The 15,487-nt window shown below is 60.8% G+C and carries 14 protein-coding genes and 1 pseudogene; 7 read left to right on the top strand and 8 right to left on the bottom strand.

All coding sequences use genetic code 11. From position 1 onward, the window contains the following. Positions 1 to 7: 7 nt before the first annotated feature. The gene (locus GKKCFE_RS04675) at positions 8 to 682 is read left to right on the top strand and encodes a COG3650 family protein (RefSeq protein ID WP_047228436.1); all 675 of its coding nucleotides are present in this window, start codon (positions 8 to 10) and stop codon (positions 680 to 682) included. Between the two features lie 74 nt (positions 683 to 756). Beyond that, positions 757 to 2,370 carry an NAD(P)/FAD-dependent oxidoreductase gene (locus tag GKKCFE_RS04670; protein WP_047228396.1) on the top strand — a complete coding sequence of 538 codons (1,614 nt, stop codon included), beginning with the start codon at positions 757 to 759 and terminating at the stop codon, positions 2,368 to 2,370. Between the two features lie 154 nt (positions 2,371 to 2,524). Here GKKCFE_RS04670 and GKKCFE_RS04665 read toward each other — a convergent pair whose 3' ends face one another. Continuing rightward, entirely contained in the window at positions 2,525 to 3,622 is a 1,098-nt protein-coding gene (locus GKKCFE_RS04665) for a PLP-dependent cysteine synthase family protein (RefSeq protein ID WP_173407562.1), read from the bottom strand. Between the two features lie 263 nt (positions 3,623 to 3,885). Here GKKCFE_RS04665 and nhaA point away from each other — a divergent pair, with 263 nt between their 5' ends. From nhaA to GKKCFE_RS04650, 3 genes and pseudogenes are all read left to right on the top strand, one after another. After that, a complete protein-coding gene (gene nhaA / locus GKKCFE_RS04660; RefSeq protein ID WP_047228398.1) occupies positions 3,886 to 5,076 on the top strand; it encodes a Na+/H+ antiporter NhaA in 1,191 nt (396 codons plus the stop codon). Positions 5,077 to 5,312: 236 nt separating this feature from the next. Further along, a pseudogene (locus tag GKKCFE_RS04655) lies at positions 5,313 to 6,486 on the top strand (integrase core domain-containing protein). Continuing rightward, entirely contained in the window at positions 6,487 to 6,723 is a 237-nt protein-coding gene (locus GKKCFE_RS04650; RefSeq protein ID WP_445578082.1) for a nucleoid-structuring protein H-NS, read from the top strand. Positions 6,724 to 7,448: 725 nt separating this feature from the next. Here the strand turns inward: GKKCFE_RS04650 and GKKCFE_RS04645 are convergent. After that, positions 7,449 to 7,913: an outer membrane lipoprotein gene (locus GKKCFE_RS04645; RefSeq protein ID WP_047228399.1), complete on the bottom strand. Its 465-nt coding sequence runs from the start codon at positions 7,911 to 7,913 to the stop codon at positions 7,449 to 7,451. Between the two features lie 172 nt (positions 7,914 to 8,085). Here GKKCFE_RS04645 and GKKCFE_RS04640 point away from each other — a divergent pair, with 172 nt between their 5' ends. Then, positions 8,086 to 8,322, top strand: coding sequence for a hypothetical protein (locus GKKCFE_RS04640; RefSeq protein WP_107321608.1), 237 nt, complete (start codon positions 8,086 to 8,088; stop codon positions 8,320 to 8,322). On the opposite strand, the gene pdxH is transcribed toward GKKCFE_RS04640, so the two are convergent. The 4 genes from pdxH to dinG all read right to left on the bottom strand — a co-directional run bounded on the left by pdxH (position 8,319) and on the right by dinG (position 13,656). Next, entirely contained in the window at positions 8,319 to 8,966 is a 648-nt protein-coding gene (gene pdxH / locus GKKCFE_RS04635) for a pyridoxamine 5'-phosphate oxidase (protein ID WP_047228401.1), read from the bottom strand. The two genes, GKKCFE_RS04640 and pdxH, sit on opposite strands and share 4 nt — an antisense overlap. A 24-nt stretch (positions 8,967 to 8,990) precedes the next feature. Next, positions 8,991 to 10,103, bottom strand: coding sequence for an OmpA family protein (locus GKKCFE_RS04630; protein ID WP_316912711.1), 1,113 nt, complete (start codon positions 10,101 to 10,103; stop codon positions 8,991 to 8,993). A 116-nt stretch (positions 10,104 to 10,219) separates the two neighbouring features. Beyond that, the gene (locus GKKCFE_RS04625) at positions 10,220 to 11,365 is read right to left on the bottom strand and encodes a serine hydrolase domain-containing protein (protein WP_445577539.1); all 1,146 of its coding nucleotides are present in this window, start codon (positions 11,363 to 11,365) and stop codon (positions 10,220 to 10,222) included. Between the two features lie 146 nt (positions 11,366 to 11,511). Continuing rightward, positions 11,512 to 13,656 (bottom strand): ATP-dependent DNA helicase DinG, encoded by a 2,145-nt coding sequence (dinG, locus tag GKKCFE_RS04620; protein ID WP_047228404.1) that lies wholly within the window; start codon positions 13,654 to 13,656, stop codon positions 11,512 to 11,514. A gap of 99 nt (positions 13,657 to 13,755) precedes the next feature. Between dinG and GKKCFE_RS04615 the strand changes: the two genes are divergently transcribed. Continuing rightward, entirely contained in the window at positions 13,756 to 14,220 is a 465-nt protein-coding gene (locus GKKCFE_RS04615) for a CopD family protein (RefSeq protein ID WP_047228405.1), read from the top strand. A gap of 124 nt (positions 14,221 to 14,344) precedes the next feature. Here the strand turns inward: GKKCFE_RS04615 and GKKCFE_RS04610 are convergent, their stop codons facing one another. Both GKKCFE_RS04610 and GKKCFE_RS04605 read right to left on the bottom strand, forming a co-directional pair. After that, positions 14,345 to 15,103 carry a collagen-like protein gene (locus GKKCFE_RS04610; protein WP_139051002.1) on the bottom strand — a complete coding sequence of 253 codons (759 nt, stop codon included), beginning with the start codon at positions 15,101 to 15,103 and terminating at the stop codon, positions 14,345 to 14,347. Further along, a complete protein-coding gene (locus GKKCFE_RS04605) occupies positions 15,096 to 15,368 on the bottom strand; it encodes a DUF1145 domain-containing protein (protein WP_139051003.1) in 273 nt (90 codons plus the stop codon). Before GKKCFE_RS04605 ends, GKKCFE_RS04610 begins: the two co-directional genes overlap by 8 nt. Between the last annotated feature and the right edge of the window lie 119 nt (positions 15,369 to 15,487).

Raw genomic sequence — 15,487 nt, 5'->3', positions numbered from 1 at the left:
CTCAATGATGCGTGCCGCCCGTTCCCTGCTGTTTGTCGCCCTCCTGCCGCTTTTCGCCGGCTGCCAGTTGCTCGACGCTCCACCCCAGAGCGTTTCCCATGCCGGCCAGATGCGCATGCAGGGCGAACTTACGGCGGCCGATGGCAAGCTGGTGTTCCAGCCCTGCCAGGAGCAGCGTCGCTACATCGTCAACGACAGCGGCGGCACCAGCGTACTGCAACAGGCCGCCAGCCTGGCCGATGATCAGGGCAAACTGTTTGCCGATGTGCGCGGCCATATCGTCACCAGCGCAGCGGCCGGTACCGACAGCCAGTTGAATCTTGAGCAGCTGTATCGCCTGGAGCGTTCGGGCAGCGCTTGCGACGACGCCGACTTCAAGCGGCTGCTCCTGCGCGCCACCGGCCATGGCCCCGAGTGGAATCTGAACGCCAGCGGCAAAGGCCTGGTGCTCGAACGTGAGGGCCAGCCGCCTCTGGCAGTGCCTTTCGTTGAAGAACAACTGGGCGATGGCCGCTTCAATCTCGGCACCGAAGCCAACGGCCAGAAGGTCGAGCTTTGGGTCACTCCCCAGCGCTGCGTCGACAGCGTGACCGGCAGCGTGCAGCACATGAGTGCCGAGCTGCGGGTCAACGGTCAGGTCCAGCGCGGATGCGCTTACTTCGGCGGTGCGCGTAACGACTGATTCGAAGTTTTTTGGCTTATAATCGCCGGCTCACGCCCTGGCGCAGTTGTGCGTCCCGCGAACCGGATCCTGTCATGTTACGAATCACCGAACTCAAGCTGCCGATCGACCATCCCGAAGAAGACCTGCGCCCAGCCATCGTGCAGCGCCTGGGCATCGCCAGCGATGACCTGCTCGACTTCACCCTGTTCAAACGCAGCTACGACGCGCGTAAGAAGTCCTCCGAACTGTGCTTCATCTACACCATCGACCTGACGGTGCGCGATGAAGCCGGCTTGCTGCGCAAGTTCGCCGATGACCGTAACGTCAACCAGGCGCCGGATGTCAGTTATAAAGTGGTGGGCCAGGCACCGGCTGACCTGAGCGAACGGCCGATCGTGGTCGGCTTCGGCCCGTGCGGGATCTTCGCCGCCATGTTGCTGGCACAGATGGGCTTCAAACCGATCATCCTCGAGCGCGGCCCCGAAGTGCGGCAGCGCACCAAGGACACCTGGGGCCTGTGGCGCAAAAGCGTGCTCAACCCCGAATCCAACGTGCAGTTCGGCGAAGGCGGTGCGGGGACGTTCTCCGACGGCAAGCTCTACAGCCAGATCAAGGATCCCAAGTTCCTGGGTCGCAAAGTCCTGCACGAATTCGTCAAGGCCGGCGCGCCGGAAGAAATCCTCTACGTCAGCAAGCCGCACATCGGTACGTTCCGTCTGACAGGCGTCGTGGAAAACATGCGTGAGCAGATTCGCGCCCTGGGCGGCGAAGTTCGCTTCCAGCAGCGGGTCACGGATGTGTTGATCGAGGACGGCCAGTTGGTCGGTGTTGAACTGGCCAGTGGCGAACGTATTCATTCAAAACATGTGATTCTGGCCCTGGGCCACAGCGCCCGGGACACGTTCCGCATGCTCCACGGCCGCGGCGTGTACATGGAAGCCAAGCCGTTCTCGGTGGGTTTCCGCATCGAACACCCGCAATCGCTGATCGACAGCGCGCGCCTGGGCAAATATGCCGGCCACCCGAAGCTTGGCGCCGCCGATTACAAACTGGTGCACCACGCCAAGAACGGTCGCTCGGTGTACAGCTTCTGCATGTGCCCGGGCGGCACCGTAGTGGCGGCCACCTCCGAGCCGAACCGCGTCGTGACCAACGGCATGAGCCAGTATTCACGTAACGAGCGCAACGCCAACTCCGGCATCGTGGTGGGCATTACGCCTGAAGTGGATTACCCGGGCGGCCCCTTGGCGGGCATCGAATTGCAGGAGCGTCTGGAATCCCACGCTTTCGTGCTCGGTGGCAGCAACTACGAAGCCCCGGCACAACTGGTGGGCGATTTCATTGCCGGCAAACCGTCTACGGCGCTGGGCAGCGTCGAGCCGTCCTACAAACCGGGAGTGTCTTTGGGCGACCTGGCCTTGGCCCTGCCCGACTTCGCCATCGAAGCCATCCGTGAAGCCCTGCCGGCGTTCGAAAAGCAGATTCGCGGCTACTCGCTGCATGACGCCGTGCTGACCGGCATTGAAACCCGCACCTCGTCGCCGCTGCGCATCACCCGCGACGAAACGTTGCAAAGCCTGAACGTCAAGGGCTTGTTCCCGGCTGGTGAAGGCGCCGGCTACGCGGGCGGGATTCTCTCGGCGGGCGTGGACGGAATCCGGATTGCCGAGGCGGTGGCGCGGGATATCCTGGGCCTCAAGGCCTGACCCCTACCCACTGCGGGAGAAGCTTTGTGGGAGCTGGGCTTGCCCGCGATGCAGGCAGCTCGGTCTATCAGGTGAACCGAGGTGATGCTATCGCGGGCAAGCCCAGCTCCCACACAAGCTCGCTGCCACAAGGAAATTCAGTGTTTTCCAGTGTTCAGATATTGGCTCGGAGCACACTTTCCGGCAGCGCCTCACCCCGCTCCACACTCGCCGCCACGGCGTCCATCAATCCACTCAGCTCATAGCCCTGGGCCTTGAGCCACGCCGGATCGTAATAGGTCGTGGCATAGCGCTCACCGCCGTCACACAAGATTGCCACGATCGAGCCCGTCTCACCTGCTTGCACCATCTGCCTGGCGGCGATCAGCGCGCCGATCAGGTTGGTGCCGCTGGATCCGCCGACCCGTCGGCCCAATCGCTGGGCCAGGTAGTGCATGGCCGCCAGCGACAGGGCATCCGGCACTTTGACCATCGCATCGATCACCTTGGGCAAAAACGACGCTTCGACCCTTGGCCGGCCGATACCTTCGATCCGCGAACCACAATCCAGGCGCAGGCTCGCATCGCCGCTGCGGTAATAGTCGAAAAACACCGAACGCTCGGCGTCGGCACACAGCACACGGGTACAGTGCTGGCGGTAGCGTACGTAACGACCCAGGGTCGCGGTGGTGCCGCCGGTGCCGGGGCTGGAAATCAGCCAGCTCGGCTCCGGATGCCGCTCGAAACGCATCTGCTGGAAGATCGATTCGGCAATGTTGTTATTGGCGCGCCAGTCCGTGGCGCGCTCGGCGTAGGTGAACTGGTCGATGAAGTGGCCGTCATGCTCACGGGCCAAACGCTCGGACTCGGCGTAGATCTGCGTAGGATCGTCCACCAGGTGACTCTGGCCACCATAGAAGGCGATCTGTGCGATTTTTTCCCGGGAGGTGGTCGCCGGCATCACCGCAATAAAGGGCAAGCCCAAAAGCCTCGCGAAGTAAGCCTCGGAAATAGCCGTCGATCCGCTTGAAGCCTCGATCACCGGGGCGCCAGGCTTGAGCCAGCCATTACACAGCGCGTAGAGAAACAGCGAGCGGGCGAGTCGATGCTTGAGGCTGCCGGTGGGGTGGCTGGACTCATCCTTGAAGTACAACTCGATACCCGGCAGCCCTGGCAGCGCCAGTGGAATCAGATGGGTGTCGGCGCTGCGCTGGAAGTCAGCCTCGATGATACGGATCGCTTCACGCGCCCACTGGCGGTGGTCATTCATGATGTCTTCTCACTGGATCAATGCGACGCGAGGAACCTGACGTACAGGCAGGCACGACTTGTCTCGGAAAAACCAGTCGCAAGCTTAGGAAAAAACCGACATCGCGCACAGGTACAGCTAAGGTCCAATATGGCCTGTCACTGCCTGACCACGCGTTGCATGCGTTGTAACGACATATAACAAAAAAGAATATAACTTTTGTTTTAACAACTAACAGTACCGGTTAGGGTGGACCATCTTTTTGATTTGATCCATGGAGAGCAACCGTGCCTCTACGTAATACTTTGACCCGTTTCCTTCAGTTGGAAGCTGCCAGCGGCCTGCTATTGATCGCCGCCGCCGTGCTGGCCCTGATACTCAATAACTCACCGCTGTCGTGGCTCTATACGGACTTTCTGGACACCCCTGTGGTGGCCCAGATCGGGGCGCTGAAAATCGCCAAACCGGCGTTGTTGTGGATCAACGACGGCCTGATGGCCATGTTCTTTCTGCTCATCGGCCTCGAAGTCAAACGTGAGGTTCTCGACGGGCAGCTGTCGAAACCCTCGCAGATCGTCTTGCCGGGTGCGGCAGCGATCGGTGGCATGGTCGTCCCCGCCCTGATCTACTGGTTCCTCAACCGCGACAATCCGGCCGCCCTCGCAGGCTGGGCGATTCCAACGGCCACCGACATCGCCTTCGCCCTTGGCGTGCTGGCCCTACTGGGCAAACGGGTACCCGTGTCGCTCAAGCTGTTTTTGATGACCCTGGCGATCATCGACGACCTGGGCGCCATTATCATCATTGCCATCTTCTACTCGGGCGCCCTGTCGACCTTGTCACTGGTATTGGCAGCCGCCTGCATCGCCGCGCTGGTGGCGATGAACCGCGCGGGAGTGGTCAAGCTCGGCCCCTACATGGTTGTCGGCCTGATTCTCTGGGTCTGCGTACTCAAGAGCGGCGTCCATGCCACCCTGGCCGGGGTGACCCTGGCATTCTGCATTCCGCTGCGCACAAAAAATGCCGAGACCTCGCCGCTGCTGACCCTGGAACATGCCCTGCACCCCTGGGTGGCCTATGGCATCCTGCCGCTCTTCGCCTTCGCCAACGCCGGCTTGTCCCTGAGCGGCGTCACCGTCGAGAGCTTCACCCATCACGTGCCGATGGGCATCGCCATCGGCCTGTTGCTGGGCAAGACCGTCGGCGTTTTCGGCCTGACCTGGCTGGCGGTCAAGATCGGTATCGCCAGCCTGCCCGCCGGCGCCAACTGGGGGCAGATACTGGGCGTGGCAATCCTGTGCGGCATCGGCTTCACCATGAGCCTGTTCGTCGGCTCCCTGGCGTTCGCGCCCGGCACCAGCGAGTATGCCGGTATGGACCGGATGGGTATTCTCACTGGCTCGATCCTGGCGGCGTTGCTGGGTTATGCGGTGACAGCGGCGGCTAGTCGTAAGCAGACAGCATTTAAAGCCAACTAAAATTACCTGATCGGGGTGATGTTTGTTGTGTGTTTATTGGTGTGTATTGGTGTGTATATCCGTTTCTTCGGTGACGGCCACTGGCGGTTCCGCTCTTACGGCGGGTCACTTTTGAACAGCGCAAAAGTAACCAAAACGCTTCTGCCGGTATGACTCACCCACATGGGTTACAAATGAGTTCACGCACATAGGTAACAGTTTTTAACTGGCAGGGTCGATTTCGCGAGGATCTGACCATGCCCTGGAGAGAGCTGAAACCTATGGACCTCAAAGTGATGTTCATCGCTGAGTATCTGTCTGAAAAGCACAGCTTTAGCCAGCTGTGCCAGGACTATCAGATCAGCCGAAAGACTGGCTACAAATGGGTCGAGCGCTATGAACTGGAGGGTCCCAGTGGGCTCGACGAACGTAGCCGCCGACGGCACAACCAAACCTATGTGGTGCCATTGGTTGTGAGGCAGGCAATCATTGAGTTTCGCTCTACTGGCGAAACGGTTCCGGGTCCTAAAAAGATCCAGAACGACCTGATGAAACGCTTTCCGGGGCAGGATCCGCCGTCGAAAACGACCATCTACAACATCCTTAAGGCAGCGGACTTGATTCTGTCTCGACCGTTACGCCAGCGTGTTGCTGTCTACCCCAAGCCTTTGCGTAAGGCAGAAACGCCTAATCAGCTCTTCAGCGCAGATTACAAAGGCCAATTTCTCACCGGGACGGGCGTTTGGTGCTATCCACTGACGATCATGGATCATGCCAGTCGCTTCTTGCTTGCCTGCGAGAGCATGGCCAATACCAATCTCAAGGAGACCCAGCAAACCTTCGAGCGCGTTTTTCGTGAATACGGGATGCCTGAACGTATCCGCACCGATAACGGCGTGCCGTTTGCCAGTACGGGTCGTGCAGGGTTATCGCAGTTGTCGATCTGGTGGTTGCGCCTTGGGATTATTCCTGAGCGAATTGAGCCCGGTCGGCCAGATCAAAATGGGCGTCATGAGCGCATGCACCGAACATTGAAAAGTACTTTTCCCAAACCGCCAGCCATTGCCTGGGAGGCTCAGCAAAAACACTTTGATCGATTTATGCAGCACTACAATCACGAGCGGGGACACGAGGCGCTCGGTCAGAAAACCGGCCTCCTGCTATACACCCTCAACCCGAGCTTACCCGGAAAAACTACCGGAAATGGGCTATGCGAGCCACGTTGAGTGTTACCTGGCTGATAGTTGCGGAATCATTAATCGAGCGGGTCTGCGGATATACGTGGGGAATCTGCTCAGGCATCAAAACATTGGAATGGAGATGATCAAAGATGGGGTATGGAATGTGATCTTCGGTCCGGTGATCCTAGGTCACGTCAACGCTAGGGACGCAAAGAATGGCTATGTTTCAATCAAAGTGTCACCTATGTGAATGCACTTTTTTGTAACCCATGTGGTTGTCCCGTACATGCCCCACCACTCGGCACCTCGCCTAGGCTCGGTGTGCCCTCACTCCGGCATTGCTCCGTGGGCCCGCCGCGAAGGGCCATCCATGGCCCAGCGCGGCTATCCCGGCATCCATGCCGGGATGCCCACTCCACAATGCCTGCGTTCGGCCAGCGTGGTTAACGGGGCGTCCAAGATCAACGTCCACCGCGAGGCGGCCTGATAGCCGGCCTGTTTTTTTTTGATGATCGCGTTTTTCCTGTGGGAGCGAGCCTGCTCGCGAAGAGGTCGACACATGCAACATCTTCGTCAACTGTGTAGCCGCCTTCTCAGTCTTGCGATAGTTCAGTTACATAGCGATTGAATTGGATGCCGTCATCGCGAGCAGGCTCGCTCCCACATTCGATCTTTCAGTGAGCACAAATTTATATCCAACACAGAACCACTGAGGGAGCGGGCTTGTTCGCGAAAAGGCCAACACACCCAACATCTTCATCGACTGTGATACCGCTTGCGTGAGCAAGCCCGCTCCCACAGGAGAAACGCGGTCCCACCAAGAATCAGGCCGGCTATAAGGCCGCCTCGCGGTGGACGTTGATCTTGGACGCCCCGTTAACCACGCTGGCTGAACGAAGGTATTGCGCAGTGGGCAACCCGGCATGGATGCCGGGTTAGCCGCGCTGGGCCATGGATGGCCCTTCGCGGCGGCCCACGGAGCAATGCCTTCGTTCAGGCACACCGAGCCTAAGCGAGGTGCCGAGTGGTGGGGCAGAAGCGTTTTGCTTACTTTTGCGCTCTTCAAAAGTGAGCCGCTGTAAGAGCGGAACCATAAGCAGCCGTTACCGAAGAAACGGATATACACGCCGCGCGCCCCCCGAAACGAAGCCATAAAAAAAATCGCGCCTCCCCGTTCAGGAAAAAGCGCGATTTTCTCTTAGCGATTCCAGCTTAGTGCGATACGCGGCTCGTACCATCCACAGTGGAAATACGAACCCGCTCACCCACACGGAACACTTCGTTTTCCTGAACCTGCTGCACATAGGCGCGCATGCTGCCGTCGTCTTCGCGAACGGTGATTTCCACACCCTGGGTACGGGTCAGGCCTTCTTCGGTCGCGGAGCCGATCAGGCCGCCGGCCACGGCGCCGATCACGGCAGCAACGATACTGCCACGGCCACCACCGATGGCGCTGCCACCCACACCACCTACCACCGCACCCGCCGCGCCGCCGATCGGGGTCTTGGTGCCTTCGATCTTGACCGGACGCAAGGCTTCAATGGTCCCCATGCGAATCGTCTGCACGCGACGCGCTTCGTCACGGGAATAGGAGTCACCGGTCAGGCTCGACTGACAGCCAGTGAGCAACATCGCCATCGTGGAAAAGGAAGCAACCAGCAAAACAGACTTACGCATAGCATCAAACTCCAAAAGACAGGTATTCATTAAACTCCGCAGCTTGACGCCTGTCACGGCCTCGCCGGGATAAAATTGTTTTCATTCAGGTGGGATACAGACTCGCCCGAAAAATTCACCCAAACAGTAGCGCCAATTTCCGCTATCCGCGTCACTGGCCTGAGGATTTCTCATGGATTATTTCATCATAGCCGCTACCACCGTCGCCGGTTTGTACTTTCATTGGTGGCTGTACGTGCGGATCAAACGCTGGATGGACCGCGATCTGGCGCTGTCTTTGGCGGGGCAGGATGAGCTGAAAAAAACTTACATGCTGCAACAATTGGCCCACGCCCAGAAGCAAGGGATCAAGCGGCGCGACCTGCCGCAATGGCTTCAGGCCGCGGCGGCAGGGTATACCCAGGGCTAAGGCGCCAGACGCTCGCGGATCCAGCTCGCCTCTTGCAGGCGGTAGTTGAGGCGATCATGCAGACGGCTGGCCCGTCCCTGCCAGAATTCGATACGCTCGGGCAGCAGACGATAGCCCCCCCAATGCTCCGGGCAGTGAGGCTGGCTGTCACTGAAGCGTTGTTCGGTGGCCTTGAGCAAGTCTTCCAGCTCACCTCGACCCGCAATCACCCGGCTTTGAGGTGAAGCCCAGGCCCCGAGGCGACTGCCCAATGGCCGTACCTGATAATAGGCGTCCGACTCTTGCGCCGTGACCTTCTGCACCTTGCCTTCGATACGCACCTGACGCTCCAGCGTCGGCCAGAAAAATGTCATGGCCGCGAACGGGTTCGCGGCCAGTTGCTGCCCCTTGGCGCTCTCGTAGTTGGTGAAGAACGTGAAGCCTTGGGCATCGAGCCCCTTGAGCAGCAGGATCCGGCAGTGCGGGCGCCCATCGGCATCCACGGTCGCCAAGGTCATGGCGTTGGCCTCCACCGGCGCCTGTTCGGTTTTCACCGCGTCGGCGAACCACTGGTGGAACAGCGCGAACGGCTCGGCCGGGGCCTGCGCCTCGGTCAGGCCATCGCGGGTGTAGTCGCGGCGCATATCAGCCAGCGTCTGGGTCATGGCGCGTTCCTTGTAGTTAGCCCATCACTGCTTGGATGCATCGGCAGCCGCGACTTTCTTGGCATCGGTAGCGGCTTTGGTCGGTTGCGGCTTCTTCGCCACCGGCGCTTTCTTGGCCGGGGCTTTTTTGGCAGGAGCCTTGGCGGCGGCCTTCTTGGCCGGCGCTTTTTTGCTGGCAACGGCCTTGGATTTTTTAGCCGCCGGCGCGGGCGCTGGCGCCAAAGCCGCAGGTTTCACGTCCTGGACCGCCACCAACCTTACTGGCGCCGGGGCCGGCATGTTGTACTTGCTCAGCAGCGCAACCATGGTGTTTTGCGGCGTGACCAGCAGCTCGACACGACGATTCAAAGCGCGACCTTCAACGCTGTCATTGGCGGCACGGGGCGCAACCGAACCCATGCCACGCAGCATCAGGCGATCACGCTGCAAGCCGCTGAGACGGAAAATCGCCGCCACGGATTGGGCGCGTTCCTGGCTGAGCTTCAGGTTGACCGGCGCGGCGCCCGACGTGTCGGCGTGGCCGAGGATCAGCACGGCTGTTTTCGGATCAGCTTCCAGAATTTTCGCAACGCGGGTGAACGGGCCGAGGCTCACCGGCAGCAGCATGGCCGGACGATCCGGGTTGAAGGAGCCGTCCACCGGTGCGGTGACCACCAGCACGTCGTCGCGGCGTTCAAGTTCGAGCTTGCTGTCCTTGATGGCCGTGCGCAATTTCGGCTCGTAGTCGTCGAGCCAAGCCTGGGTGACTTTCGGATCCGGCATCGGCACCGTCTTGGCGGTTTCCTGATCTTTACCGCCGAATGGCCACCACCACTTGCCGTTGCTTTCAGCTTCAGCCTTGGCGACGGTAACCGGCGTCTTGACTTCAGGTTTGGCGTCGACTTTTTTGGCGACGCCGTCGGCGGCGTCATCGGAAGAAAACGGCCACCACCAGTGAGTGGCACCCTCGGCCTTGGCTTGTGGCGCGACGGCAGCCGGTTTCAGCGGCGCCGCTGACGTCGGTTCTTTGGCCGCGACCTTGTCGGAGGCGCCGAACGGCCACCAGCCACTGCCGCCCTCGGCATCATTTTGTGGGGTTTGTGCGCAACCGGTGATAGCGAAGCACAGCGCCAGAGCGAAAGATTTATTCAATGACATTGGATATCCACAAAATGATGTAAAAAAAAACAAAGGCCATGTTCGGGCCGCATAAACAGACGGTTGGAAACTGAAAGGAACACGAGGTTCCTGTGCCCGCCGCCTTCGCTAACGTTTTATAGACAAGTGGCAAGTACCCGCGCAAGGTTCTGCGCCCGCGGATCCATCAAAACGTATGGCCCGAGGGTGTTTGTCACAAAGCCAAAAGCCACATCGTGCTCCGGGTCGGCAAAACCGATGGAGCCCCCTGCCCCAGGATGACCGAATGCCCGAGGGCCGAGGCCGTAGGTCGCGTTCGGTACATCCGGCTGATCGAGCATGCAACCCAGGCCGAAACGGGTCTGGGTCAACAATGTCTTGTCCTCGCCGAAGCTGTGCTGGCGAGTCAGTTCGTCGAGCATTTCGCCCTCCAGCAGGCTGCCGTCCAGCAGGCCGGCATAGAACCCGGCCAGGCTGCGGGCGTTACCATGGCCGTTGGCCGCCGGTTGCTCCATGCGCCGCCACTCTGGCTTATTGGTGCTGGTCATGATCGAGGGCGGGTTAGTAAAGGCCCGGGTAGTCATGGCCGTGGGTTCGCGCATCGTCACTTGTAAAAGGCGCTGGGCCGCCGCGTCCCCCACATTGCCTTTGCCGCGAGCGATGTGGGCCACGCGATGAGACTCTTCATCAGCCAGGCCGACGTGGAAATCCAGGCCCAACGGCTTGGCAATACGGGCCACGATGGATGCCCCCGGCCCACGACCGTCAGCCCTGCGCAGCAGTTCGCCGACCAGCCAGCCATAAGTGATCGCCGCGTAGCCGTGACCGTCTCCCGGCGTCCACCAGGGCGCTTCAGCGGCCAGAGCATCGACCATGGTCTGCCAGTTATAAAGTGCTTCGGGCGCCAGCAATTCACGTAACGCCGGCAACCCGGCCTGGTGGCAAAGCAACTGACGGAGCGTGACGGCTTGCTTGCCGGCTGCCGCGAACTCAGGCCAGTAGCGGGCGACAGGGGCGTCCAGCTGCAGCTTGCCTTCGGCCACCAGTTGCAGGGCGGTGACGGCGGTGAACGTCTTGGTGCAGGAAAACAGATTGGCGATGGTGTCGCTGTGCCAGGCCTCACTGCCATCCTTGTCGGCCGTGCCGGCCCACAGATCGATGACCGTGCGGCCACCAACCTGAATGCACAACGCCGCGCCGCGCTCCTGAGGATCGTCGAACAGCGCGGCGAAGGCTTCACGCACCGCCTCGAATTGAAGCTCATAATGGCCTTGAATCTGCACCCGCAACTCCCTTGAAACAAACACTTTTTTGAAGTGGCCTGCATTGTTTCAGCCATTGAGGTTTTTGGGAACCGCCGCAAGACGGCTGACCGGACTGGCACAGCCCCTCGCCACAGAGACCTCCTCAGTCAAAAATCACCGGGAGGCTAGGATATCTCCCGCCGAAACGGTGGCAGGGCGTTGAGGATCGCCTTGCCGTAGCGCTGGGTCACCAGTCGGCGGTCGAGCAAGGTGATGGTGCCGCGGTCTTCTTCGGTGCGCAGCAATCGACCACAGGCCTGGACCAGTTTCAGCGAGGCGTCCGGCACGGAGATCTCCATGAACGGGTTACCACCGCGGGCCTCGATCCATTCGGCCAACGCGGCTTCCACCGGGTCGTCCGGAACCGAAAACGGGATCTTGGCGATCACCACATGCTCACAGTAGGCACCGGGCAAATCCACGCCTTCGGCAAAACTCGCCAGGCCGAACAGCACGCTGGAATCGCCGCCATCGACCCGCGCTTTGTGCTTGTTCAGGGTTTCCTGCTTGGACAGGTTGCCTTGGATGAACACTTGCTTGCGCCAGTCGCGGTCGAGGCCGTCGAACACGTCCTGCATCTGTTTGCGCGAGGAAAACAGCACCAGGGTGCCCCGCGAGCCTTCCACCAGTTCCGGCAGGTCGCGAATGATTGCCGCAGTGTGGGCGGCGGCATCCCGCGGATCAGCCTTGAGGTCCGGGACCCGCAGCACGCCGGCGTCGGCATGATGGAAGGGGCTCGGAACCACGGCGGTCACGGCTTTTTTCGGCAGGCCGGCGCGCATGCGGAAACGGTCGAACGTGCCCAGGGCCGTCAGCGTGGCGGAAGTCACCAGCGCGCCGTAGGCGACATTCCACAGGTTGCGACGCAGCATTTCCGCCGCCAGGATCGGGCTGGCATTGACCTCGATGTCGAACAGCGAGCCGCTTTCGGCCAGGGTCAACCAACGCGCCATCGGCGGGTTGTCTTCCGGGTCTTCAGTCGTGAACGCGGTCCACAACTCCCAGTTACCCTGAGAGCGGGACAGCAGACTGCCGAACAACGGGTACCACTCCTCGGCCTGGTTGCTGGCGATACCGATATTGACCTCGCCATCCATGCCTTCCTTGAGCAGGTCGGTCAGACGGGTGAACAGGTCGGTCAGGCGGGCAAAGCCTTTCTTGAGCTCGATGCCCATCTCGCGCATGTGCTCGGGAATGACGCCGCCGACAAAGCGATGGCGAGGTCGATCACGACCCTCGACGTCTTCGCCGGGCTTGAAATCCGCCACTTGTTCGCAGGCACTGAACATGAACTGCTGGTTCGTCTTGATTTCCCGGGCCAGCTCGGGCACCTGCTCGATGAACTTGCCCAGGTCACCCGGCAGCGGGTGTTGGGCCAACAGCTTGGTGAGGTTCTTGGCGGTGGTTTCCAGCCAGTCAGCGGTGGAACGCAGCCGGGTGTAATGGGCGAAATGGCCGATGGCCTTGTCCGGCAGGTGGTGACCTTCGTCGAACACATAGATCGTGTCACGCGGATCCGGCAGCACCGCGCCACCGCCCAGGGCCAGGTCGGCCAGGACCATGTCGTGGTTGGTGACAATGACATCGACCTTGCCCATGCCTTCGCGGGCCTTGTAGAAGGCGCACTGGCCAAAGTTCGGGCAATGACGGTTGGTGCACTGGCTATGATCGGTAGTCAGGCGTGACCAGTCGGCGTCTTCCAGGGCGGTGGACCAGCTGTCGCGGTCGCCGTCCCATTTATTGCCGGCCAGTTTTTCGATCATGCTGGTAAACAGCTTCTGACTGGCCTCATCGACTTCGATCTTGAAGCCTTCTTCCTCGAACAACTGGGCCGTGGCGGTCTGCGCCTGGCCTTCCTGAAGCAACATGTCGAGCTTGGACAGGCACATGTAGCGCCCACGACCCTTGGCCAGGGCGAAGCTGAAATTCAGCCCGCTGTTGCGCATCAGGTCAGGCAGGTCCTTGAAAACGATCTGCTCCTGCAAGGCGATCGTGGCCGTGGCGATCACCAGGCGTTTGCCGGCGGCCTTGGCGGTGGGGATTGCCGCCAGGCTGTAGGCCACGGTCTTGCCGGTGCCGGTGCCGGCCTCCACCGCCACGACGGCAGGCTCGCCACTGCGCCGGCCTTCGTCGTCGGTGTCGATGTCACCCAGGACTTTTGCCACTTCGGCAATCATCAGGCGCTGGCCATATCGCGGCTTGAGGCTCTTGGCTTCGAGAAAACGCGAATAGGCGCCCTGGATCGTGGTTTTGAGTTCGGTGCTGATCATGAATGGTCGGGCGCTAAAAACGCTGGATAAATTTTCAGTGGTTCGGATCGGCGGCTATCATACCCCGCTAATCAATCCTGCGCAGAACGGAGTAACTCAATGACACCCTTTGCCCTCGTCTACACCCTGCATTTACTGGCGGCCCTGGTCTGGGTCGGCGGTATGTTCTTCGCCTGGATGATCCTGCGCCCCGCCGCAATCGCGGCCCTTGAGGGGCCGGCCCGGCTCAAATTATGGACAGAAGTGTTTCAGCGTTTTTTCGTTTGGGTCTGGGTCGCAGTGGTGCTTTTGCCGATCAGCGGCGTGGGCCTGATCCACATGCGCTTTGCCGGCTTCGAGACCGCGCCACGGTATGTGCAGATCATGATCGGCTTGTATGTGGTGATGACGGCGCTGTTTATCCGCATCCAGGGATTGCAATTGCCGGCCCTGCGCAAGGCCGTAGCAGCCCAGGACTGGCCGACGGGCGCGGCGGTACTGGGGAAAATCCGGCAGTTGGTGGGGATTAATCTGTTGATCGGGTTGCTGGTGGTGGCGATTGGCGCGGCGCGGCCGATGTTCTGAACTTAGCGTATCCCCTGGTGGGAGCGAGCCTGCTCGCGATAACGGTGGGTCAGTCACATCAAGGTTGACTGATACCCTGCCATCGCGAGCAGGCTCGCTCCCACAGTTCTCGAGCTCAGTCCTCTTAGAATCGCTGCACCGTCACCGCCCCCGCTGCTCCGGCTGGTCCCGGCTGGCCATCGGCACCAGGGCGACCGCTTTTGCCACCGTCGGCGGTATAGACGAAGCACCCCTTGGCCTTGCCGCCAGCGCCGGGTTTACCTCCGGCTCCAGCGGCGCCGCCCGCGCCACCCTCCACCGTAACCTTGATCTGCTCATCGGGATAATCACGGGGCAATTCGAGACGCACCTGCGCACCCGCCGCACCCGGCTGGCCGTCACTGCCATTGCTGCCGTCGGCACCGCGACCGGCTGCCCCCCACGTACAACCCGGCGCCTGGCCGTTGGCGCCGTCGAGGCCCACGTAACCTGGCGCACCGGTTCCACCGCGGGCATCCACCGACAACAATGGCGCATTCAAGGCATTGAAGCGCAGATTGAGATCACGTCCCGCTCGTGCCGCTTTGGTATAGGTTCCGGGCGCGCCCCGAGCCGTGATCTGACTGCCGTCGGCCAGTTCGCCCTCGGCAACTTTTATCTGCAGTGTCTGTTGCCCAGGCACGATGGCGATCCGTGCTTCGCGCCCCAGGTGCAGTTGGCCAATGGTCAATTCAGTGACGTTGGCAGGCACCAGCAACGTGCCGTAATCGGCCACCTCCAGCCGTTCCAGTGTCAGGGCGCTGGTGGTATTGGGCAGACGCATCAAGGAATGGGTTTCGACCTGGATCACTTGGGCACTGGCCCAGGGGCACACGAGTGCGACAAGCAGACACAATTTACGCATGGGAAGCCTCGGCGGCGATCGGGAGGGTTTGCAGGTGGAAGATGCCGAACAGCAGCACTCGCAGGCGATCACGGCCTGAAGCTGGCCGGCCGCGCAAGCTGGCTCGAAACAACACCAGTTCCAGCAAATGGATCGCCAGCAATATCGCTGCGCCAAAATTGACCAGCAGATGCAGCGGATGAACGAACGGCATGACCAGGTTGACCAGCACCACCAGCCAGAACAGCAGGGTCAACAAGCGCCCCAGCGCCCATAACAGCTTCATACATCCCCCCGGTAAGTATTATTCTTTGCACGCACAGTAACGGCTTGCGCGCAGAATAAGCCAGAGGCCAGGGCAAATTTAATCTGACGCAAACCTCGACTCGTCGGGTCGCCCCACTG

Source organism: Pseudomonas sp. E141, from assembly GCF_052659885.1.
Note: the sequence above shows the minus strand (reverse complement) of the source record. Positions and strands in the feature narration are given on the sequence as shown.